We start from the raw sequence: 26,656 nt of genomic DNA on the forward strand, positions 1-26,656 counted from the left end.
CGTTTCTTTGAGAGATCGCGCTGAGCCGACTATAAGAACTACTGGGCAATATCGTGTTCGTACCGGATGTGCGAACGCATAGAAGTCGGTTTTGCTTATTTAAGGGATGCTCATGCTCGCAAGTCGGCACGTGGTACTGCGCAGGGGCGGCAAATGGCTGCTGCTCGCTGGCGTATTCAGCTATTCGACCGCGTCGATGGCGCTGGGGCTGGGTGACATCACTGTCCACTCAGCCCTCAATCAGCCGCTCAAGGCCGACATTGCATTACAGGATGTCGGCGCTCTGAGCCAAAACGACCTGTCGGTCAACCTCGCTACAGCGGACGAGTTCGGCCGCGCCGGGGTCGAACGGGTGTTCTTCCTCAATGACCTGAAGTTCACGCCGATCCTGCATGGCAAACGCCAGATGATTCGGGTGACGTCGAGCAAACCGGTCAACGAACCTTTTCTGAATTTTCTCGTGGAGCTCAATCAGCCCAATGGCCGTTTGCTGCGCGAGTACACCGTACTGATCGATCCGCCGGGCTCGCCCGGGATTGTGCCGGCGACCGATGAACCGGACCCGCGTGCGCAGTCTTCCGAATTCCCTACGGTTGAGCCGGCGACTGCGCCAGCGCAGGCAGCCCAGGGCAAGCGCGAAAGCACAGCCGCCTCCGCACCTGCCACGCCGCCGGCCAACGATGCATTGGCCGAACAATTGGCTGCCAGTGTGCTGCTCAATCAGCAACTGCAAGCGACACTCGACGAGCAGAAAGCCCGACTGTTGACTCAAGAGACGCAGATCGCCGAAGGCAAGAAGCAGATCAGCGAGCTGCAAACCCGCCTCGCCGAGCTGCGGAAACCTCCGCCAGCGCCTGTCGTAGCACCGCCACCAACGGCCTCTCCCGTTGTTGCCCCTGTCGAAACCACGGAGGAGGGCTTGAACTGGCCGTTGCTCGGCGGTTTGCTGGTATTGCTGGGAGCCTTGGCGGCCTTGTTCCTGCGTCGTCGGCAACAACAGATGCACACGGGCGAACCGCTGCCATTGTCAGCGCAACCCGATGCAGCAGAGGTAGACGAACCTGAACCGACAGCCCACGTCCGAGCTCACAACGCAGCCGACCACCGCGAAGAACCGGCCGCCGGGGATGTCCTGGAAGCGGTCGGCATTTACCTGGCGTATGGGCGACTTGGTGAAGCAGTCGGCCTCTTGCGTGACGCCCTGCACAAGGAGCCCGAGCGTCGCGACCTTGGGCTGCAATTACTCGAAGTGTTGGGCCGTCAGGGTGATAACAGCGCCTACGACGAGCAAGAAAGTCATCTGCGCGCACAAGGTGTCGATGAACAGCAACTGCAGAACACCCGTGCCCGTCATCCGAAACTGGTCAGCGCTGTGCCGTTGGCGCCCGTTTTCGCGGCAGCGCCGATTGCCCCGGCGCAACCGGTTCCGGAAGATAATTTCGAGTTGAATCTGGGTGAGTTGTCGATGGCTTCCAGCTGGGATCTGGAGGACAGTCGGCCATCCTCAGCGCAGCCGGCGTCGGGCGAGCCGAGTCCCGGTTCAAGCCTGCAGGTCTTGCCGCAGGAGTTCGAATTGCCTGAACCAGTGGCCAGTGAAGAGTCGGAGCTTGAATGGATTCCCGAGCCTGACGCACAGCCGCTGGATGACGACTTTCTCAATGAGTTCGCTGATTCCGAACCATCGTTGGTGTTGGAACCTCTGGAGTTGCAATTGTCCGAACCGGCGGAGTCCACCGGCTCGGTGAAGCTCGAACAGGCGCAGACGTGCATCGACGACGGTGATATCGACAGTGCGATTGCATTGCTCAATGAATTGCTCAAAGAGGCTGATGAGCCGTTGAAGCAAACGGCGCGGACGTTGTTGGCGGGGATTCGCTGATTTTTTAGCTGTCACCGATGCGGTGAATGTACAGACGCCATCGCAAGCAGGCTCACTCCTACAGTTGAAACGCATTCCAAATGTAGGAGTGAGCCTGCTCGCGATAGCAAATTGTCAGACGACAATGAATCAGAAAGTCTGCCCAAGGTTGAGATACACCGCCTGCTCATCCGCATCATTCAACCCATAGCTGAAATTCAACGGCCCCAGCGGCGTATCAAAACCAATAAACACGCTCGCCGCATTGATGTAGCCGCTGTCGAATTCATTGTCGTTGTTCCACGCGCGTCCACGTTCCAGCGAGGCGCCGGCGTACATCGGGAAATCCAGCGGCAGGTACGATCTTGGCGTCAACCGACGGTAGTAAACCGCCCGCAGCAGACTGACGTTCTGCCCGGATATCGCATCCTCGCGGAAACCGGACAACTGCCGCGCACCACCGAGCAGAAAGCTTGAAGTGACCACATTGGCATCATCCAGCGTGCGCCCATAGCGCCCGCCAAGAATCAGTGTGTCCGGCCCATGGCTGAGGGCTTTGTCCAGCTTGAATTCCCACTGTCGGTAACGCGTGTCCGAACCCAGGCTTGGCTCGAACTGCATCAGGGTCAGGCTGATGTCTTTGCCTTCGTGGGGGAAGTAGACGTTGTCCAGCGAGTCGTACGAATACTTCAACTCATAAAACCCTTCGTTGAAACTTTCACTCGGCAAGTCCTGATCACCAATGCGCACATCGGCCTTGCCCCAGGCTTCGCCGACGCCGAAACGGATCTCGCCGTTGTTGCCGATCTGCCGCCCCAGGTTGAGGCCGAAACCGTAGCGCTCGACGCGGTATTGCGCGATCGGATCGTTGTCGAGCACCGAGTCGACGTTCTGCGCTTCAAACGAGGCATAGGGCGCGACGAAGTAACGCGAACCGACATCGAGCGGCTGATAGAACTCGGAATACAGCTCTTGCTTGTCGCCGATCTGCGCGCGGGTCAGCCATTCCGCACCGAGACGGTTGATCCCGTTGATGCGGTAACTGGCACCGAGGTTGAAGGCACTGTCGCCACGCATATCGTCGGAAAGGTTGAGACCGACCCGCAGATAATCGGTGCCGCTGCGTTTGCCCCGGGCGCTGATCACCAGCGTGTGATCCTGGCCCTTGTGCACCACGCGGTATTGCACCTGTTCGAAGTAGTCGAGGCCGTACAACGTGCCCATGTCCGAGTGCAATCGCCCCAAATCCAGCGGCTCACCGATGGGCTGACGGATGTAGTAGCGGATCACATCGTCGTCGACTTTCGAATCGTTTTCGACCCTGATCGCCGTAATGATCGGTGTGCGCTGGCCGGGTGAGCGCGCGGCGTTGAGTTCGGCGTCCTGGGATTCTGTGGGTTTGAGCGTGGCCAGGCGTGCATCAAGGATTCGGGTCGCGCGATAACCGGCGTCGATCATGTCCTGAGCCTTGCCGAAATCGGTGACGCCATACGCCGCCAGTGCGGGTTGAATTAATACGTCGGTCGGTTTGAGCGCGGCCAACTGCTCTTCGGAGTTGCTGCGGGTCATCAGGGTGATCGACTGGTTCAGTACATCGACTACCGTGGTCAGTTGCTTGCGGTTGCGCAGCGGCGTGCCGATGTCGACGACGATGGCCACGTCGACGCCCATTTCCCTCGCCACATCGAGCGGGATGTTGTCGGTCATGCCGCCGTCCACCAGCAATCGGCCATCGAGTTCGACCGGGGCGAACACCGCGGGGATCGACATGCTCGCACGGATCACCTGGGGCAGATGGCCTTTGCGAAACACCACTTTTTCGCCGTTGGCGATGTCGGTGGCCACCGCGCGGAACGGGATCGGCAGCTTGTCGAAATCCCGGGTGTCACTGGTGTGGGCGAGCAGGCTTTCCAGCAGCAGTGCCAGGTTCTGGCCCTGAATCACCCCGAGCGGCAGGCCGAGGCTGCCATCGTCGCGGAAGCTTAGTTTTTGTTTCACCAGAAAATCGCGGTCGTCCTGCTTGCGGCGAAACGGTACGTCTTCGCGCGGTGGCGCGTCGGAGAGCGCGGCTTGCCAGTCGATCTGCAGCGCCAGTTTTTCCAGCTCGTCGATCTTGTAGCCCGAGGCGTACAGACCACCGACCACCGCGCCCATGCTGGTGCCAGCAATCGCATCGATCTTGATGCCTTGCTCCTCCAGAGCCTTGAGCACGCCAATGTGCGCCAGCCCACGCGCCGCGCCGCCGGACAGCACGAGGCCGACCTTGGGGCGCGATGCTTCGGTGGCTTCGACGCTGGCGTGGACGAACAGGGGCAACGAACCAAGCAGCAGGCAGAACAGCAGACGGCGCATTGTGAGTCTCGGGGCAAGCGGTAAAGCCGGCTATTATAGCGGCGCCCTCTGTCTCAGGAGTTTCCGCGAACATGACTGTCGCAAAAGCAGAAGTTGTCATCACTTATTGCACCCAATGCCAGTGGCTGCTGCGCGCCGCGTGGCTGGCGCAGGAACTGCTCAGCACCTTCGGCGACGACCTCGGCAAAGTGTCGTTGGTGCCGGGCACCGGCGGGGTGTTTCACATCACTTGTGCGGGCACGCAGATCTGGGAGCGCAAGGCGGATGGCGGTTTTCCCGAAGCCAAGGTGCTCAAGCAACGGGTACGCGATCAGATCGACCCTGACCGCGACCTCGGCCACAACGACCGCAGTCAGTGAGACGCGGCCTCGGCGGCGACGGTTTTTTTATCGCTGCCGCCCGACATGCGCGCCGACACCACGATGGCGACAATGATCAGCGCGCCGCCCATCAGCATGCGCAGGGTCGGGTTTTCATTGAACAGCAGCCAGGCCACGGTGATGCCGTAAACCGGCTCCATGGCAAACACCACCGCCGCCGTGCGCGCTTTGATCACCGCCAGACTGGCAACGAACAGGCTATGGGCGACGCCGGTGCAGAACACGCCGAGCAGGGCAATCCACAGCCAGTCGAGTGCGCGGACGTCGCTCAGTTGTGGCGCAGCGACCGGTAGCAGACACAGCGCCACCACCACGTTCTGACACAACGCCGCCTGCACCGCCGGAATACGCCCGGAGCTGGCGCGGTTGGTCAGTGACAGCAGGGAAAACAGCAACCCCGACAGCACTGACCAGAGCAGACCGATGGTCGCGCCGCTGCCCAGATCGAAGGCTGGCGTCACCAGCACCAGGCCGACACTGACCAGCACCACGAGCACGATTTCATTGGCGCGAATACGTTCGCGGAAGATCAGGCCTTCGAGAATTACCGTGAACGCCGGGAAACTGGCAAAGCCCAGGGTCGCGATCGCTACGCCGGCGACTTTCACCGAAATAAAGAAACTCACCCAGTGCCCGGCCAGCAACACGCCGCTCAGGGCCAGACGTCGCCAATCCACGGCCTGGAGTTTTTGCCAGCCGCGCTGGCTGGCAAATCGGGCAAAGAACGCCAGAGCGAGTACGGCGAAGGCGGCACGGCCGAAAACGATCACCGCCGGCGAAGCGGCAGCGAGTTTGCCGAATACGCCGGTCAGGCCAAACATCAAAGCACCGATATGCAGGGCGCCGAGGGCAGTACGCGGAGTCATTGCAGTCCTTAATCCAGACACGATTTGATCGTTCCCACGCTCAGCGTGGGAATGCCTCTAGGGACGCTCTGCGTCCAGTGACGCGGAGCGTCACGGGGTTGCAGTCCCACGCCGAGCGTGGGAATCAACCCGTAGGCCCATTGAACCGCGTATCGACCTGCAAGTCTGTCGGCAGGCTATCGTCTTTTGTTGTAGGAATCGCGCCGAAGTTGCCCGGGTGATGCGCCGAATTCACGTAGGACGGCGGCGGAAAAGGCACTCTGCGAGCTGTAACCGACGCGGCTGGCGATTTCTCCGATCGGCAGAGCGGTGTCGCGCAACATTTGCACGGCCAGATGCAGGCGTCGGCTGCGAATGTAATCCATCGGCGTCTGCCCGCATTCGGCCATGAAGCGTGCATGCAGGCGCGCACTGGACAAACCGGCGACCCGGGCCAGATCGGCGACTTGCAGCGGATAAGCGGCGTGTTGCTCGATGTGCGCATCCAGCGCGGCATAGGGCAGGCGGCGAGCAGCGAGTTCGGCAGGTTGCGCGTGATTGAGGCTGGCCAGCAGCAACACCGCGCCTTGCTGCGCGATCAACGGATCATTGACCGGACTGTTCGCCAGCCAACTGACCAACTGACTTTGCCCCGAATCCAGCGACAGCCGCCCCGGTTGATCGAGCAAGCGGCGACTGGCCTCGGCATGCGCGCCCAGCGAGTCCTGCACCCATTGCCCTTCAGGGATGTCGAGCACCAGGCAGCGGCTGCCTTGGGGACTGCCGCAGGCATGGTGGGCGCCGGACGGGATGACCACGAAACTCTGCTGACGCACCTGGCTGCCACAACCCTCGACCTCGAAATCCAGCGCACCGGACAAGCCGAACACCAACTGCGCGTGGTCGTGGCTGTGGACGATCAAGTCGTGGGTGTACTGACGCAGGGTGAGGATCGGTCGCATGGCAGGTTGTCTCCGAAGTGAACGTCAGTCTACACCGGCGCACCCCGGATGCGTTGTCACAGGACTGACTTGCGCTTGTCATGGTCGATTCACCGGGCGAGCGCACTCTGGCGAAAACATCGCAGAGGGTTGCCCATGACCAGCGCCGAGCTCGCCAGACCCAGCCGCAAACAACGGGTGCGAACCCTGTGGATTTCCGACGTGCACCTGGGGACGCGGGACTGCCAGGCGGAACATTTGTCGCAGTTTCTCAAGGGCTACCATGCCGACAAGGTCTATCTGGTCGGTGACATCATCGACGGCTGGAAACTGCGCGGCGGCATGTATTGGCCGCAAGCGCACACCAATGTGATCCGCCGCTTGCTGACCATGAGCAAGCGCGGCACCGAGGTGATTTACGTCACCGGCAACCATGACGAATTCCTCCGCCGGTATTCGAAACTGATTCTGGGCAATATCCAGTTGGTCGACGAGGCGGTGCATGTCACGGCGGACGGGCGTCATCTGCTGGTGATTCACGGCGATCAGTTCGATGTGATCACCCGTTATCACCGCTGGCTGGCGTTTCTCGGCGACTCGGCGTACGAGTTCACCCTGACGCTGAATCGCTGGCTCAACCATTGGCGCGCCCGCTATGGCTACGGTTACTGGTCGCTGTCGGCGTACCTGAAGCACAAGGTGAAGACAGCGGTGAGTTTCATCAGCGACTTCGAAGAAGCCATCGCCCATGAGTGCGTGAAGCGCGGGTTGCACGGGGTGGTCTGCGGGCACATTCACCATGCCGAAATCCGCAAGGTCGGCGAGGTGGATTACCTCAATTGCGGCGATTGGGTGGAGTCGTGCACGGCGCTGATCGAGCATTGGGATGGCACGATCGAGTTGTATCGGCTGGCAGATGCGCAGGCGCGAGAGGCGGAGCTCAAGGCTGCCAAAGTCGCCGAACTTGCCTGATTACTCGGTTGGTTGTGAGGGCCTCATCGCTGGCAAGCCAGCTCCCACAGGGTTTTGTGGCGCTCCCAAAACATTGTGGGAGCTGGCTTGCCAGCGATGGGGTCGGAACAAACAACATCAAACCGAGGTGTGTTTTTCCATCGCCGCCTTGTAAATCGAGTTCTTCGGTTGCGCAAACAGCCTTTCCATCATCGGCTCGAAGAAACTCAAAGGCAGCGTGTCATAGGCTGGATCAAACGCCGCCGCATCGTATTTGGCGCAAAATTCGGCGGTCGCTTGAAACTGCGGATGCTCTTTGAATTGCTCGCGCAGGTGCCGATCCATGCCCAAATGGTGGAAGAAGTAGTAGCCCTGAAACACGCCATGCTTCTCGACCATCCACAGATTCTCAGCACTGACGAATGGCTTGAGAATCGCCGCAGCAATGTCCGGATGATTATACGAGCCCAAGGTGTCGCCGATGTCGTGCAGCAGCGCGCAGACCACGTATTCATCGTCACGGCCATCGCGCCAGGCGCGGGTCGCGGTTTGCAGCGAGTGGGTCAGGCGATCCACGGGGAAACCGCCGAAATCGCCTTCAAGCAGTTTCAGGTGAGTCATGATCCGCGACGGCAATTGTTTGGCATAAGCACTGAAGTCTGCGGCAATGATCGCCCAGTCTTCCTGCGTGCCATCTTGCATATGGGTGAAGCGAGCACTGGCGTTCATCGGCCATCCTCTTTGTTCTTGTTGTCTAAAACGCAACGCGACCAAGGATCATGTCGCGGTACATGACGAAGTCGCCGAGCAGGCTGTACAGCGGATGCTGGAAAGTCGCCGGCCGGTTCTTTTCAAAGAAGAAGTGGCCGACCCAGGCGAAGCTGTAACCGGCCAGCGGCAGCGCCAATAACAGCAGCCAGGCGCCTTTGGCGATGGTCATCGCCAGAATAAAAATCACCAGTGAGGTGCCGATGAAATGCAGGCGACGGCACGTGCTGTTGTTGTGTTCGCTGAGGTAATACGGATAGAACTCGGCGAAGCTGTTGAAATGCTTGATGTTTTCCACGACCGCGTTCTCTGTGGTTATTGTTCTGGCGACGAGTTGTTCTGCGGGTAGCCTATTTGAGTCTAGAGTGATCATTGGCGTGGGCCAGTGACAATCGGCGCCACTTTAGTATCCTTCGCAAATCAGGCCGTAACATGCGGCCCATCATGTAAAAGAAAAACGCCATGAGCGAACGAACGACTTCTGCAAGCTGGGCGATGGGGATTGTCAAAGCATTGGAGATGGACGGCCTGGATTGCCGGGTTCTGTTCAAGCAACTGGGGCTCGATTACACGGCTCTGGATGATCCGGATGCACGCTTCCCGCAAGATTCCATGACCCGACTCTGGCAACGGGCAGTCGAACTGTCCGGCAACCCGGCGATCGGCCTGAACATGGGCAAAGTGGTGCGTCCGGCCTCGTTTCATGTGGCCGGCTACGCGCTGATGTCGAGCAATACCCTGGCCGAAGGCTTTCAACGGTTGGTGCGCTATCAGCGGATCATCGCCGAGAGTGCCGACCTGAGCTTTCGTCTGCTGGAAGAAGGCTACGCGCTGATTCTGACCGTGCACGGCGATCACCTGCCGCCGACCCGGCAAAGCGCCGAAGCCTCGCTGGCCTGTGCATTGGGTCTGTGCGGTTGGTTGACCGGGCGCACGCTGCATCCAGTCAAAGTGCTGGTGCAGGGTGATCAGCCGGTCAATCTGGAACCCTACAAACAAGCCTTCCACGCGCCATTGGTGTTCAACGCGCCGTACGATGCGCTGATCTTCGAACGGGCCGACATGGAAGCCCCGCTGCCCACCGCCAACGAGGCGATGGCGCTGTTGCACGACCGGTTTGCCGGGGAATATCTGGCGCGGTTTTCCGAAAGCCGCGTGACCCACAAGGCGCGGCAGGTGCTGTGCCGGTTGCTGCCACAAGGCGAACCCAAGCGCGATACCGTGGCGCAGACCCTGCATTTATCGCAGCGAACCTTGCAGCGACGCTTGCAGGAGGAGGGCACCAGTTTTCAGCAGTTGCTCGACGACACCCGCCGTGAGCTGGCCGAGCAGTATCTGGCGCAACCGAGCATGACCTTGCTGGAGATTGCCTATCTGTTGGGCTTTGCCGACCCGAGCAATTTCTTCCGTGCGTTCCGCCGCTGGTTCGACACCACGCCCGGCGATTACCGGACGCGGTTGTTGCAGGCGCCGAACGCGGTCAGTGACGCCAAAAGGCCGGAATACACAGCACAAACACCGTAATGATCTCCAGTCGGCCGAGCAGCATGCCGAACGACAGGATCCACTTGGCGGCATCCGGCAGGGTGGCAAAGTTGCCCGCCGGGCCAATGGTTTCACCCAGGCCCGGGCCGACGCCAGACACGGTGCTGGCGGCGCCGGTCAGGGCGGTCATCCAGTCGACGCCCAGCAGCGACAGCAGCAGGGCGATCACGCAGATGGTGATGGCGAAGAAGAACGAAAAGGTCAGAATCGAACGCACGATCTCCTCGTCGAGACGATGACCGTTGTACTTCTGCTTGATCACCGCACGCGGGTGAATCAGCTGATTAAGGTTGGCCTTGAGCAGGATGTAGGCGACCTGAAAACGGAAGATCTTGATCCCGCCCGCCGTCGACCCGGAACAGCCACCGACAAAGCCCAGATAGAAGAACAGCATCAACGAAAAGTTGCCCCACAGACTGTAGTCGCCGAGGGCAAAACCGGTGGTGGTGACCACCGAGGTCACGTTCAGCGCCACATGGCGCAAGGCGTCCAGCCAATGCAGGTTGGTCGTCCACCAGTACCAGGTGCCGAGCACCAGCCAGGTGACCAGCAACATCCCAAGCAAACCCTGCACTTGCTGATCCTTGATCAGCGCCTTGCGGTTGCCGCGCAATGTCGCCACGTACAGGGTGAACGGCAGGCTGCCGAGAATCATGATGACCACCGCGACCCAGTGCACCGCCGGTTGCGTCCACTTGGCCAGGGATTGGTCGGACGTCGAGAACCCGCCAGTGGAAATCGCAGACATCGCGTGGTTGATCGCATCGAACGGGCTCATTCCCGCCCACCAGAACGCCAGGCTGCCAAGGATGGTGATGCCGACGTACGCCGCCACAATCAGCCGCGCCACCATGTGCGAGCGCGGCATGACCTTTTCCGAGCGGTCCGAAGATTCAGTCTGGAACAGGCGCATGCCACCGATGCGCAGCAGCGGCAGAATCGCCACCGCCATACCGATAAAGCCGATGCCGCCGATCCAGTGCAGCAAAGAGCGCCACATCAGGATACCGGGCGACATGCTGTCCAGGTGATTGAGCACGGTCGAGCCGGTGGCGGTGATGCCGGACATGCTTTCGAAAAACGAGTCGGTGTAGCTGATGTGCTGGGTCAGCAGAAACGGCAGCGCGGCGAAAATGCACACCACCAGCCAACTGCTGACGGTCAGCAGATACATGTCGCGCGGGCGCAGATGAATGTGTTCAGGGCGGCCGGGAATCACCAGCGCAAGGCCGGCGACGAAGGTGATCATGCTCGCCCAGAGGAACGACGGCAGGTCGCTGGTGCGGTCGAATATCACCAGGGTCGCCATCGGGACGACCATGGCCACAGCCAGGGTGATCAGGAAGATGCCGATGATAAAACCAATGATCCGTAAGGTCGGCAACGCCATGAAGTCCGCTCGGGCTGATGTGGGAAGGGCGCCATTCTACCCGTGGGGCAGGGCATGTAAACCGGCATGCTGTTGGCAGATAAAGCTAGAATAGCCGCACATATTTTTCAGGAGGTGGCCGATGCAGGCTCTCGACGCTTTGCTCAACCGTGTTTCCGTTCCACGTCTGGTCGAACCGGCCCCCACTGCCGAGCAGCGCGAAGCCCTGTTTGGCGCAGCCTTGCGCGCACCGGATCACGGGCACTTGCAGCCGTATCGCTTCCTGACCGTCGAAGGCGCGGCGCGCGAGCAAATGGGCGAGTTGCTGGCCGAAGCGGCGCAACAGCAGGAAGGCGAAGTCACCGAAGCGATGATCGACAAGGCGCGCAACGGTCCGCTGCGCGCGCCGCTGGTGGTTGTGGTGATCGCTAAATTGCAGGAACACGTCAAATATCCGAAGGCCGAGCAGTTGCTGGCGGCTGGGTGTGCGGCACACGGGATTTTGCTGGCAGCGTATGCGCAGGGGATTGGCGCGGTGTGGCGCACGGGTGATCTGGCGTATTCCAAGCATGTGGCGCAAGGCTTGGGGCTGGCTGAAGGTGAAGAGGTGATTGCGTTTCTCTACCTGGGGACGCCGCAGAAAGAGCCGCGTGTCGCTGAGAAGGTTGATCTGACCGAGTTCGTCAGCGCCTGGCCCGGTGAAGCTTAAAATCAAAAGATCGCAGCCTGCGGCAGCTCCTACATTGGAATGCGTTTTCCTGTAGGAGCTGCCGCAGGCTGCGATCTTTTTGCATCATCGAAAATCTATGGCTGAACCACCGCGCCCGGCACCAGCGGCAATTCCAGACTCGCGACAAACCCGCCCTGCGGATGGTTGGCCAACGTCAAACTTCCGCCATGCCGCTCCGCCGCTCGCCGGGCAATCGCCAAACCCAAACCATGTCCCGCCGCCGTCTGCCCCGGCGCACGGTAAAACGGCTCGCCCAACTGACTCAGATGTTCGGCCAGCACGCCCGGCCCATAGTCACGCACGCTGACGATGATTTTTTCACCCTGACGTGAGGCGTGCATCTCAATCGCCCGACCTTGCGGATTGAAGCGCTGGGCATTGCGCAGCAGGTTATCCACGGCACGCTCGATCATGGTCGGCCAACCCTTGAGGCTCAGCTGCGGTTCGGCGTCCAGACGCACAATCTGCTCGGGTGAGCCCAGTTTCGCGTCCTTCTGCAAAGTAGCGAGCAGCGCATTCAGATCCACGTCCTCAGCGCTGGCGTTGTCGGCGTCGACCCGCGCCAATACCAGAATCTCACTGATCAACGCTTCCAGCCGATCGCACTCGCGAGTGAGGCGTGGCCAGAGTTTTTCCCGTTCCTCAGGATTGGCCCGTTCGGCCAGCGCCAGAGCAATGCGCAGCCGCGCCAACGGTGAGCGCAGTTCGTGGGACACATCGCGCAGTAACTGACGCTGACTGCCAATCAAACTTTGCAAACGTGCGCCCATGCGGTTGAAGTCAGTGGCGAGCACGCCGAACTCATCGCGACGATTGGCCAGTTTCGCCAGGCTGTTCTGCTGATAAGTCGTCTGCCCCAGATCATGCACAGCACCGCGCAAACGGCTGAGCGGACGGGTGATGGAAAAGGTCACGAGCAGGCTGAACAGGGTCAGCACCACCAGCGCGATACCCAGCGCACTCAACGGCCAGAGCAAGCTCTCGCGGTGCCAGGAATCGAGCTCCGGGTGGGGGATGCGGTAGATGAACAGGTAGGTGTCACCGGTTTTTTCACTGGTGAATTCGTCGGTCAGGCGCCGCCATGGCAGGCGTCGGTCGTCGTTGTTCTGCCTTGCTTCAAAGGCCGCCGCGCGGCGCGGGAAAGTGCCGCGTACGACTGGATCGCCGCTTTCGTTGAGCACTTGTACGTCGATGTGATATTGGCGTTTGCGCTGTTCGAGGATGTCCTGAGCGGCTTCTTCGCCTTGGGCTTCGTAGGATTGGGTCCACTCGCCGGCGAGGGTGTTGAGGCCCGGATGGCGGCTGAGGATCCACGCGTCCTGATTGAGCATGTGCCCGAGCAGAATCGACAGCCCTGCCACCAGAGCGATGGCCAGCCAGAAGCTCGCGAGAATACGCCAGAACAGTGAACGCACAGAAAATCCTCAATCAAACACAAATCCCTGTAGGAGTGAGCCTGCTCGCGATAGCGGTGCGTCAGACAAGTATCCGTTGACTGACACACCGCTATCGCGAGCAGGCTCACTCCTACATTGGATCGGTGGAAAAAGACCCAACGGTATTTGGCCGTCGGGCCTGGGGTTATTGCATTATTGCGCCTTTTGCGCCTGCTGCGCTTTCCACGCTTTGAACTCGGCCCATTCGGCGCGGCGTTCGGCCTGTTTCTTCTGGATCTCGTCGAATTTCTTCTGTTGATCCGGCTTCAGCACCGCACGAACATCGGTTTCGCCTTTCTTGTGGTTGGCCGCCATCTCGTCTTTCATGGCTTTCTGGTCAGCCGGCGAGAGTTTTTCCAGGTACTTGTCGACCACTTGCTTACGCTCGTGCATCTGCTCGCCCATGATCTTGCGGATCTGCTCGCGCTGTTCGCGGGACAGGTCGAGTTGGCTGTACGGGCCTTTGCCGTGCATGCCGTGCATCTGACCGCCGTGGCGTGGGCCGTCGAGCGGGCCACCCATCGGGCCGCCGTCTTGCGGCATCGCCATGGCAACGGTTGGCAGAGCGGCAGCGAACATCAGAGCGATAAGAGTCTTGCGCATGGTGTATCTCCTTGTCTCGTTCCCGGTACGTTCCGGATGAGTTCAGATTACGGAGATCAAGGTCAGCGGCGGTCAGCGCTACGTAAAGCTTGGGTAAAGACGCTTTGTGCCGAACCTTACACATATCCTGTGCAGGAGCTGCCAAAGGCTGCGATCTTTTGATCTGTCTTTTAAAAACAGGATCAAAAGATCGCAGCCTTCGGCAGCTCCTACAGTGGGAGTGGGCGCGGTTCAGAGGCTGTAGTAGTAACCGCGGCTGCGCAGGGCGACGATGCGCGGGCGGCCGTCGGGGTGGGGGCCGATCTTCTTGCGCAGGTTGCTGACGTGCATGTCGAGGCTGCGGTCGTACAGGGTCAGTTTGCGACCGAGGGCGAGCTGCGCCAGTTCCTGTTTGTCCAGCGGCTCGCCGGGTTGCTTGAGCAACGCTTCGAGCAGGCGGCTTTCGGAAACGGTGAGGGTGAGTTCTTTCTCGTCGATGCTCACCACGCCGCGCACCGGGCTGAAACTCAGGTCGCCCAGCTCAAGCTGTGTCGACACCGCAGCCGGATGACTGCGGCGCAATACGGCGCGCAGGCGGGCGGTGAGTTCACGCGGGTCGCACGGTTTGGCCAAATAATCGTCGGCGCCCAGTTCCAGGCCGAGGATACGGTCCAGCGGCTCGCCACGGGCCGAGAGCATCAGCACCGGCAGATCAGCGTGATCGTTGCGCAGTTGCTTGAGCAACTCCAGACCGCTGCCGTCGGGCAGCATCACGTCCAGCACCACCGCCGCCGGGGCGGTTTCAGCCAAGGCCTTGCGGGCACTCTGACCATCGTGGCAGGCACGCACCTGGAAGCCTTCCTGGCTCAACCAGCTACTCAGGAGTTCACACAACTCCTGGTCATCATCAATCAGTAACAGCTCGCTCATGACTCACTCAATTTAGCCATTGCCGACGTTTTCGGCTTGCTCCACTGGCAAAGATACCGCAGAGCAGCGCCAATAGCGCTACCCCGGCTCCCGTGACGAACCACTGCTGCTGGTCGGTCAACAGACGCGGCACCGGGCTGGCCTGGGCTTCCTTGAGTTGCAGCTTGAGGCGCTGGTTCTCTTGGCGCAGCCGGGCGAGCTGGGCGCTTTCGCGGGTGTTGTCGGCATTTTGCAGTTGTTTGTTCAATTCTTCCCGTTGCTGCTCGCTGGCCTTCAGGCGCTGCTGCAGATCGGTGATCTGGCTGCCGGCACTCAACGACAATGGCGTGGAACTGCCGCCTTCAGTGGATTCCTCACCATGGGCGGGCGTCATCATCGACAACGAGACCAACATCAGACACAACGGACCCTTGCGCATCGCTACACCTGCTTCCAAATGGATATTGGGCAGGTTGTCGGCAGGCAAACGAGAATAATGAGCGATTGAGAACGCGATGAACCGACAAGGTTCATCGCGTGGGGGGACAGAGTTACGGCAGGACTTGCTTGAACGGCTTCACGACAACATTGGCATACACGCCAGCGGCAATGTACGGATCGGCGTCAGCCCAGGCTTGTGCGGCGCTCAGCGAGTCGAACTCGGCGACGATCAGGCTGCCGGTAAAACCCGCTGCGCCCGGATCATTGCTGTCGACGGCCGGGTGCGGGCCGGCCAATACGATGCGGCCTTCGCCCTTGAGCACTTGCAGGCGTTCCAGATGCGCAGGGCGTGCGGCCAGGCGTGCTTCCAGCGAGTTGGCGACGTCGGTGGCAATGATTGCGTAGAGCATGTCAGTCCTCGGTTTTTGGTGTTGTTGTGGTATCGGCGTCGTGCAGGTGGCGCGACAGGTAAATACCCTGTGCGACCAGGAACAGCACGGTCATGCCGAGGCTGCCGAACACCTTGAAGTCGACCCAGTAGCTCTGGAAGGTGAAGGCGACGAACAGGTTGGCGGCCCCGCAGAACAGGAAAAAGGCGATCCAGGCGATGTTCAGACGGGTCCAGACCGGATCCGGCAGGGTCAGCGCGTGGCCCATGATGCGTTTGATCAGCAGGCGGTCACCGATGAAGTGGCTGCCGATGAAAGCGACGGCGAACAGCCAGTTGACCACCGGGGCTTTCCACTTGAGGAAGGTTTCGCTGTGGAATGCCAGCGTCAGGCTACCGAACACCAGACAGGCGATCAGGGTCAGCCATTGGCTCTTTTCCAGCTTGCGCTGCTTGATGAACAACGCGCCGTATACCACCAGGGAACTGATGATCAGCATCGCGGTGGCGCTGTAAATACCGCCTACAGTCACTTCATGGCCTGCGATGTCGACGACCCGTGGATCAAGTTTGTAAACGATGAAGAACAGCAGAAGCGGAATGAAATCGATGAATTGTTTCACAGTGAGAGCCAGAAGCTGGATGTGGCGGCATAATAACAAACATATGGGCGCGCGATAGCGCCAGCTGATTTGAGGTTACAACTCTTCGTGAATGTAGATTTGCACTGCCATAGCACGGCCTCCGACGGCGCCCTGGCGCCTGCGGTTCTGGTTGCGCGTGCGTTCGAGAACGGCGTGCGAGTCCTCGCGTTGACCGACCACGACACCCTCGAAGGCCTCGCCGAAGCGCGCACGGCGGCCAATGAATTGGGCATGCAACTGGTCAACGGCGTTGAATTGTCCTGCACTTGGGGCGGCGCGACCATTCATGTGTTGGGCTACGGTTTCGACGTCAACGCCGCACCGTTGGTCGAGGCTATCGCCAAATTGCACGATGGCCGCTGGCTGCGGTCGGAAGAAATAAGCCGCAAGCTCGCCCTCAAAGGCATGCCCGGCGCCCTCGACGGCGCGCGGAAAATCCAGCAGGAACTGGGCGACAGCGGCAATGCGCCGGCCCGTCCGCATTTCGCTGACTGGATGGTCCGCGAAGGTTTCGTCAAGGATCGCGCCGAGGCATTCCGCAAATGGCTCGGCGCCGGCAAGCTCGGTGACGTCAAGTTGCACTGGCCGACGCTGGAAGACACCGTCGGCACACTGCGCGCCGCCAACGCCTGGGTCAGCCTGGCGCATCCGTGGCACTACGATTTCACCCGCAGCAAGCGCCGAAAGCTGATTGCCGACTATATTCAAGCAGGCGGGCATGCAATCGAGGTGGTCAATGGCCATCAACCCGCGGAACAGGTGGGCAGCCTGGCGATCCTTGCCCGTGAGTTCGGTCTGCTGGTCAGCGCCGGCAGTGACTTCCATGGCCCTGGCGGCTGGTCCGAGATCGGCCAGTACCGGCCGGTTCCCGAGGACCTTCCACCCCTGTGGTGTCGGTTCAAACATGACACAGATATTGCCGCCGTCTGAACAGGTAGAAAATGTGAGTCAATTTTTCCAGATACATCCGGAAAACCCGCAAGCGCGCCTGATAAAACAGGCGGTCGAGATCATCCGCAAGGGCGGGGTGGTGATTTATCCCACGGACTCTTCCTACGCCATCGGTTGCCAGATCGGCGACAAGACTGCGATCGAGCGCGTGCGACGCCTGCGTCAGCTCGATGAAAAGCACAACTTCGCGCTGATCTGCAGCGACCTGTCGCAACTGGGCAACTACGCCAAGATCGACACCGGCACCTTCCGCATTCTCAAGGCGCACCTGCCGGGGCCGTACACGTTCATTCTCAACGCCACCCGCGAAGTGCCTCGGCTGCTGCTGCATCCGAAGAAGCGCACCATCGGCCTGCGCGTGCCAAGCCATCCGATCGCGCTGGCGCTGCTGGCCGAACTCGGCGAGCCGCTGATGAGCGTGACCCTGATCATGCCCGGCGATGAAGACCCGCTCAGCGATCCGTACGAAATGCGCCAGTTGCTCGAACACCAGGTGGACTTGATCGTTGACGGCGGTTTTGGCGGCATCAAAGCCTCCACCGTGATCGACCTGACCGGCGACGACCCGGAAGTGGTGCGCGTTGGTTGCGGCGATCCGACGCCGTTCATGGTCGAGGCCTGAATGTCCGCAGTGGAAACCGTTGTCGATCCCCAGGCCGGCGCTCAGCAGGAACTGCCGTTCGCCATGGTCTATGGCCAAGCGGTCATGGAAATGCCGCTGGACCTATACATCCCGCCGGATGCCCTGGAAGTCTTCCTTGAAGCCTTCGAAGGCCCGCTCGACCTTTTGCTGTACCTGATCCGTAAACAGAACATCAACATCCTCGACATCCCGGTGGCGGAAATCACCCGCCAGTACATGGGTTATGTCGAGTTGATGCAGTCGGTGCGCCTGGAACTCGCCGCCGAGTATCTGGTGATGGCCGCGATGCTCGCCGAGATCAAGTCGCGGATGCTTCTGCCACGGGCCGAAACCGTCGAAGACGAAGAGGACGACCCGCGCGCCGAACTGATCCGCCGCTTGCAGGAATACGAGCGCTTCAAGGCCGCCGCTGAAGGCATCGACGGCTTGAGCCGGGTTGGCCGCGACGTGATCGTGCCCAAGCTCGATGCCCCTGAAGCCCGCGCGCGCAAGCTGTTGCCGGATGTCGCGCTGGAAGAGATTTTGATGTGCATGGCCGAAGTGCTGCGCCGTGGCGATATGTTTGAAAGCCACCAGGTCAGCCGCGAGGCATTGTCCACCCGCGAACGCATGAGCGATGTGCTGGAACGGCTCAAAGGCGGCGGTTTTGTACCGTTCGTCGAGCTGTTTACTGCCGAAGAGGGCAGGCTGGGTGTGGTGGTGACCTTTATGGCGATCCTTGAACTGGTCAAGGAATCCTTGGTCGAGCTGGTGCAGAATGAGCCGTTCGCCGCGATCCACGTGCGAGCCCGAGCCGAATAACGAGTCGAAACATGAACCTGACTGAACCCCGCGAGCTGGCGCCCCTGCTTGAAGCCTTTCTGTTGGCCTCGGGAAAGCCGCAATCCCTTGATCGCCTCTATGAACTGTTCGAAGAGGGCGAACGCCCCGAGCCGGCAGTCTTCAAGAAAGCCCTGACCCTGTTGGGCAAGTCCTGCGAGGGCCGCGCGTTCGAACTCAAGGAAGTCTCGTCCGGCTATCGCTTGCAGATTCGCGAGAAGTTTTCGCCGTGGGTTGGCCGACTCTGGGAGGAACGCCCGCAGCGTTATTCCCGTGCCTTGCTGGAAACCATCGCGCTGATCGCCTATCGCCAGCCGATCACCCGTGGCGAGATCGAAGACGTGCGTGGTGTGGCGGTGAACAGCAACATCGTCAAAACCTTGCTGGAGCGTGAGTGGATCCGCGTTGTCGGCTACCGCGACGTGCCGGGCAAACCGGCGATGTTCGCCACCACCAAGATGTTTCTCGATCACTTCAACCTGAAGAACCTCGAAGACCTGCCGCCGCTGGCCGAGTTGCGCGAGATGGAAACCGACCCAGTGCTCGATTTCGATGACGCGCCAGTGCCGCAAGGTCTGCAGGAACTGGCCGACGCCAGCGCCGAACCGGAGGAAGAGAAGGAAGAAACCAGTTTCCATACGTTGTTGCTGGAACTGGACAGCATGGAAGAGGGGATCAAGACCGACTTCGACGATTTGCTGCGGGATGCGGCGGACGGTGAAGCGCCAACGACCGAACCTGAAACCGAAGTCGCTGAGCCCGTCATTGAAGTTGAAGTTGAACTTGAAGCGGAGCCAGCAGCCGAACCGGAGGAGGACATCCTCGGCGTCGCTGAAGCCCGCGAAAAGCTTTTGGCCGCCGTCGCCGCCCTCGAGCAACTTGCGCCAGCACCCGAGCCGGAGCTGAGCGAAGAAGAAGCCGAAGCCCGCGCATTGGCCGAAGCCATCGAAGCCGAACGCCGCGAGTTCGAGGACTGAGCCAGTCCCGGCACACCTCGAACCCCCTGTGGGAGCTAGCCCTGCTAGCGATTGGGGTCTAAGGCACGACAGAGTGGGTGACTGACCCAGCGCCATCGCTAGCAGGGCTAGCTCCCACAGTGGAATCGTGTGTTTCTGGAGTAGGCATGAGTTCAACAAAAGACCCCTGCATCAGCGTCTGCAAATTCACCGACGACATCTGCCTCGGTTGCGGCCGCAGCAAGCGGGAAATCAAGGCCTGGAAGAAATTCGACAAGGACGACAAGCGCACGGTCCTGGCCGAAGCCGCGCTGCGTCTGATCAAACTCGGTGGCGCCGGTCGGCGGAAAAAGAAATAACTGTCGATCGATCAGCTAGTCTCTGATGCGCGACGGCGCACATCCGCGTATGATTCGCGACCCTCCGCCGATCCCTTCGGCCGAGAACCCAGATTTCAATGCTTCAGGCGTCCAATTCAGAGCGCTTGAACAGACCACACCGGGAGGTGCCCAGATGAGCGACATCATTCAGAAAGACGACCAGGAAATCGGCCCAGCAGGCGAAAAGCTGCAGAAAGTCCTCGCCCGTATCGGCGTCGGCTCGCGCCGTGACGTGGAATCCTGGATCAGCCAGGGCCGGATCAAGGTCAATGGCAAAGACGCCACCCTCGGTCTGCGCGTCGATATGCACGACGCCATCACCATTGATGGCAAGGTGATCAAGCGCGAAGAGGCGGCCGAATCGGTACGCCGCGTGATCATGTACAACAAACCCGATGGCGAGATCTGCACCCGTGACGACCCGGAAGGCCGTCCTACCGTGTTCGACAAGCTGCCGCGTCCGAAAGAAGGTCGCTGGATCAACATCGGTCGTCTCGACATCAACACCACCGGTCTGCTGATGTTCACCACCGACGGTGAACTGGCCAACCGCCTGATGCACCCGTCTTACGAGATGGACCGTGAATACGCTGTGCGTGTACGCGGTGAAGTCGACGACGAAATGATCGAGCGCTTGAAGGCTGGCGTGGTGCTGGAAGACGGCCCGGCGAAGTTCACCGACATCAAGCAAGCGCCGGGTGGCGAAGGCTTCAACCACTGGTATCACTGCGTGGTGATGGAAGGCCGTAACCGTGAGGTTCGTCGTCTGTGGGAATCGCAAGGTCTGGTGGTCAGCCGTCTGAAGCGCGTGCGTTTCGGTCCGGTGTTCCTCAACTCCGACCTGCCGATGGGCCGCTGGCGCGAAATGAGCCAGTACGAAGTCGACATCCTCAGTGCTGAAGTCGGCCTGACACCGGTGGCGATGCCGCAACTGAACGCCAAGAGCAAAGACAAGCTTGAGCGCATGCAGCGCAAATCGTCGCGCCCAATGGGCAAGACCGAGCGCGTGCGTACGCTGCGTCCAGCCGCTGGTGCGCCGACCGGCCCACGTCCAAGCCGCGAGCCGCAGATCGAAGGCGAGCGTCCAGGTCGCAAGCCGGTTGCCCGTGACGGCGAGCGCGCTCCGCGTCCGGCCAACGGTCGCACTGAACGTGGCGAGCGTGGTGCGCCGAGCGGTCGTGGTACGCCAGTGGCGGATCGTCCAGCGGACACCACCAACAAGCGTCCGGCCAAGCCTGCGCCGAAGCGTCCGGGGATCAAGTTGGCTGATGGCGACAAGCCGTCGGGCAAGCGCCGTGGTGCACCGGCGGGTTCCGGGCAGCGTCCGGGGTTTGGTCGCAAGAAGCCGGAATAAGGCAGTTTTGAGCTTCTAGCGGCAAGCTTCGAGCTAAAGCAGAAACGCCAACCTTAGGGTTGGCGTTTTTTTTCGTCTGGCGAAAGGTATGTGGTGCTTTTGAGGGCCTCATCGCTGGCAAGCCAGCTCCCACATGGATCTGCGGTGTTCACAGGATTTATGCAGCGCAACAAAAACCTGTGGGAGCTGGCTTGCCAGCGATGAGGCCAATGCAGCCACCTAATTTGCAGGATCAGAACACAAACCGCCCATCAAACACCGGCTTGTCATCCAGCGCCAAAACGCCGCCGGAAAAGATCAGGTCCAAGTGATGACTGCCTTTCGCGCCACCGCCTAGCCCAAGGTGCAAGCCACAATGGCGCTCTTCAAACCCGGCATTGCGCGCATACAAATCCTTCACGCCTTCATTGGTGCCAATCCCCAATTCCTCTATGCGCCGGTTCGACGGATTGGCGTCCAGGTACTTGTTGAAATCATGCTCCAGGCCCGGCACGTCTGTGGCGATGCGGCTGATGGTCGAGTTCTCGATCCACAACTCCAGCGGCGACTCCAGCACGCCGTATTTGCGCGCAAACGGAATGGTGCTGAGGAACGTGCCCTTGAACTTCACATGGCCATTGATGGCTTCGCTGTGCGTAGCGATTTCGCCGGGGGCCAGGTCGAAATTGCCGACACCGTTGATGTCGGTCCATTTCTTGATGCTGCTCAGGGGTGCTTCGAACCATGAGCCTTCGTCGTCCTTGAAACTCAACGTGGTCGCCTGGGACATGCGCTGGATCAAATGGCTGTTCAGCCCGGCAATCCGCTGCGGCGTGACGCTGAAGGTGTCGTAGAAATAATCGCCGTAATCCTTGAACAGCAGCGACTTCTTCCAGTTGTCCGCCATCACGCCTTGCAGCGCACGGACAAACTCCGGGCCGTCGGGGCGCGGGTTGGGCAGAGTGGAAGAGTCGTAGAAGAAAATGTACAGATCACTGTCGGTGATTGCCGAGGTCAGCGTCGCGGTGCTGTCGAGGTCCAGGCGCCGGGCGCTGAACGTGAAGCGCGGATGATCGCCAGCCTGTTCGGCGATGGCGCCGGTCAGCGCTGCGTAATCAGCCGTGTGGCCGAGCAATACCTTCGCCGAGTCGAGGCCGGCAAGGGCAGGGTGGTGTTCGAGGTAGTAAAGGAAATGCGAAATCGCGCGGGGCTTATCCATGAGTCCTCCCTGACTGACCGTGAAAAAAGCGGCAGGCACGACCGGCCGGACCGTGCCTGCCTGGGGATGTTTTACAGAGGCCACATCGCCGTGCCGAACGGAACGACCGCGTCGGCTTGCATCATTTCCACAGCCGCCTCGTGGGTTGGTGCTTCAAACCATTCGTCCAGTTGCAGTTCGGTATCCAAGTCTTTTTCCAGTGCTTGCATGGTCGATCTCCTAGATGACTTTCACGGTTATGACTGGCCGGTCGAGGTGGCCGGCGAGACGTGAAAGAACCTAGTTCAGGGTTTTTCTTAATGCAAAAAATTATTCATTTAAAAATTAAATAGACTTTTTGTTCTGTTTTTCAGCTGTGTTTTTCTCATTTAAAAACAAAAAACTAGCGGCAACTTTCATTAGCACGCTTGCTAACGTCAATTTGCAGACGTCCTACAGAAATTTCCGAAATGGAAATTATGCGTTACGCAACGTAAAGAAATATTTACGAAAACGGCGATAAAACCCAGTGATTCAACCTTGAGGCAGACGCTGTAAGGAAAAGCTGCCGAAGCTTTGCCTGCCGGGCGCCTTGCAAGGCTCTGGCCCGCTTGTTTTAAGGACGTTTCAAGGGTGTGATGCGCCCCATGCCTGTCGTGCAGGTGCATAACAAGAAGGAGGCGCAATGAACGCCGTGACTGATTTCCACTTCTCTCCGTGGGACGGTTTTTTCCTCGTCCGCGTCGATGGCCCGCAAAGGCCTGACTCAATTTTTGCAGCCGCCCGAAGTTCTCGTGGCGGCCACACGCAATCCCGGCAACCGACACGCTGATCCAGCGGGGTCTGGCAGCAGGGGGTTAGCGGTGTACAATGCGCCGCGTTTTAACTGTGACCCTCTGCGTAATCGCGCAAATCTCAAGGCTATCCGCCTTGTTCACTCCGTGGCGCCACAAGCGTTTCGGGTTCGATTTCGTCACAGATAAAAACAAACAGGTGACGCATGACCGTTGTAAATAAGCTGAACTCCTGGTGCCTGCGCTGGGGTTTGATCGGGGCTGCTTGAAATCGCAACCTTGCAGCAACGTCTACTGAACATCATCAAACCTTGCGTGAGACCTTTTTCATGAGTGGACAACCCTCGCAATCAGGCGAGCTGAAACGCGGCCTGAAAAATCGCCACATTCAACTGATCGCCCTCGGTGGCGCGATCGGTACCGGATTGTTCCTCGGCTCGGCCGGGGTCCTGAAATCCGCCGGCCCGTCGATGATCCTCGGCTATGCCATCTGCGGCTTCATCGCCTTCATGATCATGCGGCAGTTGGGCGAAATGATCGTTGAAGAGCCGGTGGCCGGTTCCTTCAGCCATTTCGCGCACAAATATTGGGGCGGCTTCGCTGGCTTCCTGTCGGGGTGGAACTGCTGGATTCTGTACATTCTGGTGGGCATGTCCGAGCTGACCGCGGTCGGCAAGTACATTCACTACTGGGCGCCGGACATTCCGACCTGGGCTTCTGCGGCAGCCTTCTTCGTGCTGATCAATGCAATCAACCTGGCCAACGTCAAAGTCTTCGGTGAGGCCGAATTCTGGTTCGCGATCATCAAGGTTGTGGCCATCGTCGGCATGATTGCGCTGGGCAGCTACCTGCTGGTCAGCGGCAACGGCGGCCCGCAAGCTTCGGTCAGCAACCTGTGGTCGCATGGTGGGTTCTTCCCCAACGGCGTTAGCGGTCTGGTGATGGCCATGGCGATCATCATGTTTTCCTTCGGCGGTCTGGAAATGCTCGGTTTCACCGCCGCTGAAGCCGACAAGCCGAAAACCGTGATCCCGAAAGCGATCAACCAGGTGATCTACCGGATCCTGATTTTTTACATCGGTGCGCTGGTGATCCTGCTGTCGCTGACCCCGTGGGACAGCCTGCTGGAAACCCTCAATGCGTCCGGCGATTCCTACAGCGGCAGCCCGTTCGTACAAGTGTTCTCGATGCTCGGCAGCAACACTGCTGCGCACATCCTCAACTTCGTGGTGCTGACCGCGGCGCTCTCGGTGTACAACAGCGGCACTTATTGCAACAGCCGCATGCTGCTGGGCATGGCCGAGCAGGGCGATGCGCCAAAAGGTCTGGCGAAGATCGACAAGCGCGGCGTGCCGGTGCGTTCGATTCTCGCCTCGGCAGCGGTGACCGTGATTGCCGTGCTGCTGAACTACCTGATTCCGCACAGCGCGCTGGAACTGCTGATGTCGCTGGTGGTTGCCACCCTGGTGATCAACTGGGCGATGATCAGCTTCTCGCACTTCAAGTTCCGCCAGCACATGAACAAGACTCAGCAGACGCCGCTGTTCAAGGCGCTGTGGTATCCGTACGGCAACTTCGTCTGCCTGGCGTTCGTGGCGTTCATCCTCGGCGTGATGCTGTTGATCCCGGGCATTCAGATCTCGGTGTACGCGATTCCGGTGTGGGTTGTGTTCATGTGGGTCTGCTACGTGATCAAGAACAAGCGCAGTGCACAACACGCGTTGCCTGCGACCGCGAAGTAACCGCGCGAGCAGAAACAACAAACCCGGCCAATGCCGGGTTTGTTGTTTCTGCACATGGCGTATCCTGCACGCTCTGAATACGGACGCTTTTCCATGCTGGTGATTTCCAACAATGTGCATCTGCCGGATGCCGAGATCGAATTGACGGCCATTCGCGCCCAGGGCGCCGGGGGGCAGAACGTCAACAAGGTCTCCAGCGCCGTGCACCTGCGCTTTGACATCCCGGCCTCATCCTTGCCTGAGTTCTACAAGGAGCGGCTGCTGGCGCTGCGTGACAGTCGTATCACCAGCGACGGCGTGTTGATCCTCAAGGCCCAGCAATACCGCACGCAGGAAGCCAACCGCGCCGATGCGCTGGAGCGCTTGGTCGAGCTGATCCTCAGCGCCACCAAAGTCGAAAAGAAACGCCGCCCGACCAAGCCCACCCTCGGCTCAAAGAAGCGCCGGCTCGAATCGAAGACCAAGCGCGGCAGCATCAAGGCCGGACGCGGCAAGGTGGATTTCTAGTCTTCGCGGTACTTGGCGGTGTGCTTGTACAGATACACGCTCAACGCCAATCCGCTCAGCGCGGCGAGGGCGGCGAAGAGGAAGATCGAGGCAAAACCGAATCCCGCCGCAATCGCCCCGGCCAACGGCCCGGTGATCCCCAGCGACAAATCGATGAACAACGAATAGGCGCCGACCGCCGCGCCTCGGCTCGACGCCGGCACCAGATTCACTGCCTCCACGCCCAGCGCCGGGAACACCAGCGAGAAGCCGAAACCACTCAGTGCTGCACCAGCCAGCGCCCAGTGCGCGTCCGGCGCTAACCACAACAGCAGCAGGCCAAGGGTTTCCACCGACAGGCAGGCAATCGCCACGCGGAAGCCGCCGAGGCGATTGATCAGATTGCCGAACAGCAAGCGTGCACCGATGAAACTGGCGCCGAACAAGCTCAGGCACAGCACCGCGTTTTCCCAATGCTGCGTCGCGTAATACAGGGTGATGAAGGTCGCGATGGTGCCGAAGCCGATCGAGCCCAGCGCTAGGCCGCAACCGTGGGGAAACACTTTGCCGAGCACATGCATGAACGGCAGACGCTCGCCGGCGACGATCGGTGCCGGCGTTTTTGGCCAGGCGAGCAGCAAGCCCAGCGCGGCGAGCAGGATGATACTGACGCCCATGCTCCACAAACCCAACTCGCCAACCAGCCACACGCCGAACGGTGCGCCGATCGCCAGTGCGCCGTAACTGGCGATGCCGTTCCAGGAAATCACCTTGGCGGTGTTGGCTGCGCCCACCCGGCCAATGCCCCAGCCGATCGAGCCGGAGCCGACGAGGCTTTCGGCGCTGCCCAGCACCAGTCGACCGATCAGCAGGCTGATCAAACTGAGCATCGGCAGGTTCGGTGTCCACGCCGAAATCAGCATGAACACGCCGCTCAAACCACAACCAGCGAGGCCAATCATCACGGCACGTTTGCTGCCCTGGTTATCGATGATCTTGCTGGCATACGGGCGGCTGAGCAGGGTGGCGAGGTACTGCACGCTGATTACCAGACCGGCGATCACCGCGCCGAAACCCAGATCGCTATGGACGTAACCCGGCAACACCGCCAGCGGAATGCCGATGTTCAGGTAACCGATAAAGGTGAAGAGGACGATGGAAACGACTTGCAGCGTAACCGCCAGGGGGCGCTGGGGCTCGGACATAGAGGACGAC

Annotated in this window: 28 protein-coding genes; 13 read left to right on the forward strand and 15 right to left on the reverse strand. The window is 60.2% G+C overall.

The window, feature by feature from the left end; all coding sequences use genetic code 11:
- Positions 1 to 112 precede the first annotated feature (112 nt).
- Positions 113 to 1,879 carry a motility hub landmark protein FimV gene (locus tag AC3Y64_RS07415; RefSeq protein ID WP_489986978.1) on the forward strand — a complete coding sequence of 589 codons (1,767 nt, stop codon included), beginning with the start codon at positions 113 to 115 and terminating at the stop codon, positions 1,877 to 1,879.
- A 129-nt stretch (positions 1,880 to 2,008) separates the two neighbouring features.
- Here AC3Y64_RS07415 and AC3Y64_RS07420 read toward each other — a convergent pair whose 3' ends face one another.
- Complete coding sequence (locus AC3Y64_RS07420) at positions 2,009 to 4,210, reverse strand: patatin-like phospholipase family protein (RefSeq protein ID WP_489986979.1); 2,202 nt, start codon at positions 4,208 to 4,210, stop codon at positions 2,009 to 2,011.
- Positions 4,211 to 4,281: 71 nt separating this feature from the next.
- Between AC3Y64_RS07420 and AC3Y64_RS07425 the strand changes: the two genes are divergently transcribed.
- Positions 4,282 to 4,569 carry an Rdx family protein gene (locus AC3Y64_RS07425; protein WP_489986980.1) on the forward strand — a complete coding sequence of 96 codons (288 nt, stop codon included), beginning with the start codon at positions 4,282 to 4,284 and terminating at the stop codon, positions 4,567 to 4,569.
- Here the strand turns inward: AC3Y64_RS07425 and AC3Y64_RS07430 are convergent.
- Both AC3Y64_RS07430 and AC3Y64_RS07435 read right to left on the reverse strand, forming a co-directional pair.
- Entirely contained in the window at positions 4,563 to 5,456 is an 894-nt protein-coding gene (locus tag AC3Y64_RS07430) for a DMT family transporter (RefSeq protein WP_489986981.1), read from the reverse strand. The genes AC3Y64_RS07425 and AC3Y64_RS07430 overlap by 7 nt on opposite strands.
- Before the next feature lie 176 nt (positions 5,457 to 5,632).
- Positions 5,633 to 6,397: an AraC family transcriptional regulator gene (locus tag AC3Y64_RS07435; protein WP_489986982.1), complete on the reverse strand. Its 765-nt coding sequence runs from the start codon at positions 6,395 to 6,397 to the stop codon at positions 5,633 to 5,635.
- 135 nt (positions 6,398 to 6,532) lie between these two features.
- On the opposite strand from AC3Y64_RS07435, the gene AC3Y64_RS07440 reads away from it, so the two are divergent.
- Complete coding sequence (locus AC3Y64_RS07440; protein ID WP_489986983.1) at positions 6,533 to 7,348, forward strand: UDP-2,3-diacylglucosamine diphosphatase; 816 nt, start codon at positions 6,533 to 6,535, stop codon at positions 7,346 to 7,348.
- Positions 7,349 to 7,465: 117 nt separating this feature from the next.
- On the opposite strand, the gene AC3Y64_RS07445 is transcribed toward AC3Y64_RS07440, so the two are convergent.
- Positions 7,466 to 8,056 carry an HD domain-containing protein gene (locus AC3Y64_RS07445; protein ID WP_489986984.1) on the reverse strand — a complete coding sequence of 197 codons (591 nt, stop codon included), beginning with the start codon at positions 8,054 to 8,056 and terminating at the stop codon, positions 7,466 to 7,468.
- 25 nt (positions 8,057 to 8,081) lie between these two features.
- Positions 8,082 to 8,393, reverse strand: coding sequence for an Mpo1-like protein (locus AC3Y64_RS07450; protein ID WP_489986985.1), 312 nt, complete (start codon positions 8,391 to 8,393; stop codon positions 8,082 to 8,084).
- A gap of 164 nt (positions 8,394 to 8,557) precedes the next feature.
- Between AC3Y64_RS07450 and AC3Y64_RS07455 the strand changes: the two genes are divergently transcribed.
- Complete coding sequence (locus tag AC3Y64_RS07455) at positions 8,558 to 9,619, forward strand: AraC family transcriptional regulator (RefSeq protein ID WP_489986986.1); 1,062 nt, start codon at positions 8,558 to 8,560, stop codon at positions 9,617 to 9,619.
- Here the strand turns inward: AC3Y64_RS07455 and AC3Y64_RS07460 are convergent.
- On the reverse strand, positions 9,576 to 11,030 hold the full coding sequence (locus AC3Y64_RS07460) for a TrkH family potassium uptake protein (RefSeq protein ID WP_489986987.1): 1,455 nt from the start codon (positions 11,028 to 11,030) through the stop codon (positions 9,576 to 9,578). The two genes, AC3Y64_RS07455 and AC3Y64_RS07460, sit on opposite strands and share 44 nt — an antisense overlap.
- A 121-nt stretch (positions 11,031 to 11,151) precedes the next feature.
- Between AC3Y64_RS07460 and AC3Y64_RS07465 the strand changes: the two genes are divergently transcribed.
- Positions 11,152 to 11,718 carry an NAD(P)H nitroreductase gene (locus tag AC3Y64_RS07465; protein ID WP_489986988.1) on the forward strand — a complete coding sequence of 189 codons (567 nt, stop codon included), beginning with the start codon at positions 11,152 to 11,154 and terminating at the stop codon, positions 11,716 to 11,718.
- A 95-nt stretch (positions 11,719 to 11,813) separates the two neighbouring features.
- Here AC3Y64_RS07465 and AC3Y64_RS07470 read toward each other — a convergent pair whose 3' ends face one another.
- From AC3Y64_RS07470 to AC3Y64_RS07495, 6 genes are all read right to left on the reverse strand, one after another.
- A complete protein-coding gene (locus AC3Y64_RS07470; protein ID WP_489986989.1) occupies positions 11,814 to 13,154 on the reverse strand; it encodes a sensor histidine kinase in 1,341 nt (446 codons plus the stop codon).
- Between the two features lie 174 nt (positions 13,155 to 13,328).
- The gene (locus AC3Y64_RS07475; protein ID WP_158955658.1) at positions 13,329 to 13,778 is read right to left on the reverse strand and encodes an LTXXQ domain protein; all 450 of its coding nucleotides are present in this window, start codon (positions 13,776 to 13,778) and stop codon (positions 13,329 to 13,331) included.
- 231 nt (positions 13,779 to 14,009) lie between these two features.
- On the reverse strand, positions 14,010 to 14,687 hold the full coding sequence (locus tag AC3Y64_RS07480) for a response regulator transcription factor (protein WP_016771129.1): 678 nt from the start codon (positions 14,685 to 14,687) through the stop codon (positions 14,010 to 14,012).
- A gap of 7 nt (positions 14,688 to 14,694) precedes the next feature.
- Complete coding sequence (locus AC3Y64_RS07485; protein WP_489986990.1) at positions 14,695 to 15,105, reverse strand: SH3 domain-containing protein; 411 nt, start codon at positions 15,103 to 15,105, stop codon at positions 14,695 to 14,697.
- Positions 15,106 to 15,217: 112 nt separating this feature from the next.
- The gene (locus AC3Y64_RS07490) at positions 15,218 to 15,517 is read right to left on the reverse strand and encodes a YciI family protein (RefSeq protein WP_096512859.1); all 300 of its coding nucleotides are present in this window, start codon (positions 15,515 to 15,517) and stop codon (positions 15,218 to 15,220) included.
- Between the two features lies 1 nt (position 15,518).
- A complete protein-coding gene (locus AC3Y64_RS07495; RefSeq protein WP_422609204.1) occupies positions 15,519 to 16,118 on the reverse strand; it encodes a septation protein A in 600 nt (199 codons plus the stop codon).
- A gap of 87 nt (positions 16,119 to 16,205) precedes the next feature.
- On the opposite strand from AC3Y64_RS07495, the gene AC3Y64_RS07500 reads away from it, so the two are divergent.
- From AC3Y64_RS07500 to rluB, 6 genes are all read left to right on the forward strand, one after another.
- The gene (locus AC3Y64_RS07500; RefSeq protein WP_034153247.1) at positions 16,206 to 17,069 is read left to right on the forward strand and encodes a PHP domain-containing protein; all 864 of its coding nucleotides are present in this window, start codon (positions 16,206 to 16,208) and stop codon (positions 17,067 to 17,069) included.
- A gap of 13 nt (positions 17,070 to 17,082) precedes the next feature.
- A complete protein-coding gene (locus AC3Y64_RS07505; RefSeq protein ID WP_034153313.1) occupies positions 17,083 to 17,712 on the forward strand; it encodes an L-threonylcarbamoyladenylate synthase in 630 nt (209 codons plus the stop codon).
- On the forward strand, positions 17,713 to 18,534 hold the full coding sequence (locus tag AC3Y64_RS07510; RefSeq protein ID WP_024012074.1) for a segregation and condensation protein A: 822 nt from the start codon (positions 17,713 to 17,715) through the stop codon (positions 18,532 to 18,534).
- Positions 18,535 to 18,545: 11 nt separating this feature from the next.
- On the forward strand, positions 18,546 to 19,529 hold the full coding sequence (scpB, locus tag AC3Y64_RS07515; protein ID WP_489986991.1) for an SMC-Scp complex subunit ScpB: 984 nt from the start codon (positions 18,546 to 18,548) through the stop codon (positions 19,527 to 19,529).
- A gap of 146 nt (positions 19,530 to 19,675) precedes the next feature.
- Positions 19,676 to 19,867: a DUF1289 domain-containing protein gene (locus AC3Y64_RS07520; protein ID WP_489986992.1), complete on the forward strand. Its 192-nt coding sequence runs from the start codon at positions 19,676 to 19,678 to the stop codon at positions 19,865 to 19,867.
- A 154-nt stretch (positions 19,868 to 20,021) separates the two neighbouring features.
- Positions 20,022 to 21,242 carry a 23S rRNA pseudouridine(2605) synthase RluB gene (gene rluB, locus AC3Y64_RS07525; RefSeq protein WP_489986993.1) on the forward strand — a complete coding sequence of 407 codons (1,221 nt, stop codon included), beginning with the start codon at positions 20,022 to 20,024 and terminating at the stop codon, positions 21,240 to 21,242.
- A gap of 232 nt (positions 21,243 to 21,474) precedes the next feature.
- Here rluB and AC3Y64_RS07530 read toward each other — a convergent pair whose 3' ends face one another.
- Positions 21,475 to 22,440 (reverse strand): M29 family metallopeptidase, encoded by a 966-nt coding sequence (locus tag AC3Y64_RS07530; RefSeq protein ID WP_489986994.1) that lies wholly within the window; start codon positions 22,438 to 22,440, stop codon positions 21,475 to 21,477.
- 71 nt (positions 22,441 to 22,511) lie between these two features.
- Positions 22,512 to 22,649, reverse strand: a complete 138-nt coding sequence (locus AC3Y64_RS07535) for a hypothetical protein (protein ID WP_003222780.1) — start codon at positions 22,647 to 22,649, stop codon at positions 22,512 to 22,514.
- Positions 22,650 to 23,542: 893 nt separating this feature from the next.
- Between AC3Y64_RS07535 and AC3Y64_RS07540 the strand changes: the two genes are divergently transcribed.
- Positions 23,543 to 24,955, forward strand: coding sequence for an amino acid permease (locus tag AC3Y64_RS07540; RefSeq protein ID WP_489986995.1), 1,413 nt, complete (start codon positions 23,543 to 23,545; stop codon positions 24,953 to 24,955).
- Positions 24,956 to 25,048: 93 nt separating this feature from the next.
- Entirely contained in the window at positions 25,049 to 25,462 is a 414-nt protein-coding gene (gene arfB, locus AC3Y64_RS07545; RefSeq protein WP_083366627.1) for an alternative ribosome rescue aminoacyl-tRNA hydrolase ArfB, read from the forward strand.
- Here the strand turns inward: arfB and AC3Y64_RS07550 are convergent.
- Positions 25,459 to 26,646 carry an MFS transporter gene (locus tag AC3Y64_RS07550; protein WP_489987933.1) on the reverse strand — a complete coding sequence of 396 codons (1,188 nt, stop codon included), beginning with the start codon at positions 26,644 to 26,646 and terminating at the stop codon, positions 25,459 to 25,461. The two genes, arfB and AC3Y64_RS07550, sit on opposite strands and share 4 nt — an antisense overlap.
- Positions 26,647 to 26,656 lie beyond the last annotated feature (10 nt).

It is taken from the genome of Pseudomonas sp. 4CAES_32.4, assembly GCF_058136335.1.

Coding starts and splice junctions, on each gene's coding strand:
- AC3Y64_RS07460 (WP_489986987.1), bottom strand. CDS start 11,030: ATGGCGTTGCCGACCTTACGGATCATTGGTTTTATCATCGGCATCTTC.
- AC3Y64_RS07530 (WP_489986994.1), bottom strand. CDS start 22,440: ATGGATAAGCCCCGCGCGATTTCGCATTTCCTTTACTACCTCGAACAC.
- AC3Y64_RS07440 (WP_489986983.1), top strand. CDS start 6,533: ATGACCAGCGCCGAGCTCGCCAGACCCAGCCGCAAACAACGGGTGCGA.
- AC3Y64_RS07490 (WP_096512859.1), bottom strand. CDS start 15,517: ATGCTCTACGCAATCATTGCCACCGACGTCGCCAACTCGCTGGAAGCA.
- AC3Y64_RS07430 (WP_489986981.1), bottom strand. CDS start 5,456: ATGACTCCGCGTACTGCCCTCGGCGCCCTGCATATCGGTGCTTTGATG.
- AC3Y64_RS07510 (WP_024012074.1), top strand. CDS start 17,713: ATGTCCGCAGTGGAAACCGTTGTCGATCCCCAGGCCGGCGCTCAGCAG.
- AC3Y64_RS07520 (WP_489986992.1), top strand. CDS start 19,676: ATGAGTTCAACAAAAGACCCCTGCATCAGCGTCTGCAAATTCACCGAC.
- AC3Y64_RS07540 (WP_489986995.1), top strand. CDS start 23,543: ATGAGTGGACAACCCTCGCAATCAGGCGAGCTGAAACGCGGCCTGAAA.
- AC3Y64_RS07425 (WP_489986980.1), top strand. CDS start 4,282: ATGACTGTCGCAAAAGCAGAAGTTGTCATCACTTATTGCACCCAATGC.
- AC3Y64_RS07550 (WP_489987933.1), bottom strand. CDS start 26,646: ATGTCCGAGCCCCAGCGCCCCCTGGCGGTTACGCTGCAAGTCGTTTCC.
- AC3Y64_RS07465 (WP_489986988.1), top strand. CDS start 11,152: ATGCAGGCTCTCGACGCTTTGCTCAACCGTGTTTCCGTTCCACGTCTG.
- arfB (WP_083366627.1), top strand. CDS start 25,049: ATGCTGGTGATTTCCAACAATGTGCATCTGCCGGATGCCGAGATCGAA.
- AC3Y64_RS07535 (WP_003222780.1), bottom strand. CDS start 22,649: ATGCAAGCACTGGAAAAAGACTTGGATACCGAACTGCAACTGGACGAA.
- AC3Y64_RS07435 (WP_489986982.1), bottom strand. CDS start 6,397: ATGCGACCGATCCTCACCCTGCGTCAGTACACCCACGACTTGATCGTC.
- rluB (WP_489986993.1), top strand. CDS start 20,022: ATGAGCGACATCATTCAGAAAGACGACCAGGAAATCGGCCCAGCAGGC.
- AC3Y64_RS07420 (WP_489986979.1), bottom strand. CDS start 4,210: ATGCGCCGTCTGCTGTTCTGCCTGCTGCTTGGTTCGTTGCCCCTGTTC.
- AC3Y64_RS07475 (WP_158955658.1), bottom strand. CDS start 13,778: ATGCGCAAGACTCTTATCGCTCTGATGTTCGCTGCCGCTCTGCCAACC.
- AC3Y64_RS07485 (WP_489986990.1), bottom strand. CDS start 15,105: ATGCGCAAGGGTCCGTTGTGTCTGATGTTGGTCTCGTTGTCGATGATG.
- AC3Y64_RS07480 (WP_016771129.1), bottom strand. CDS start 14,687: ATGAGCGAGCTGTTACTGATTGATGATGACCAGGAGTTGTGTGAACTC.
- AC3Y64_RS07445 (WP_489986984.1), bottom strand. CDS start 8,056: ATGAACGCCAGTGCTCGCTTCACCCATATGCAAGATGGCACGCAGGAA.
- scpB (WP_489986991.1), top strand. CDS start 18,546: ATGAACCTGACTGAACCCCGCGAGCTGGCGCCCCTGCTTGAAGCCTTT.
- AC3Y64_RS07415 (WP_489986978.1), top strand. CDS start 113: ATGCTCGCAAGTCGGCACGTGGTACTGCGCAGGGGCGGCAAATGGCTG.
- AC3Y64_RS07455 (WP_489986986.1), top strand. CDS start 8,558: ATGAGCGAACGAACGACTTCTGCAAGCTGGGCGATGGGGATTGTCAAA.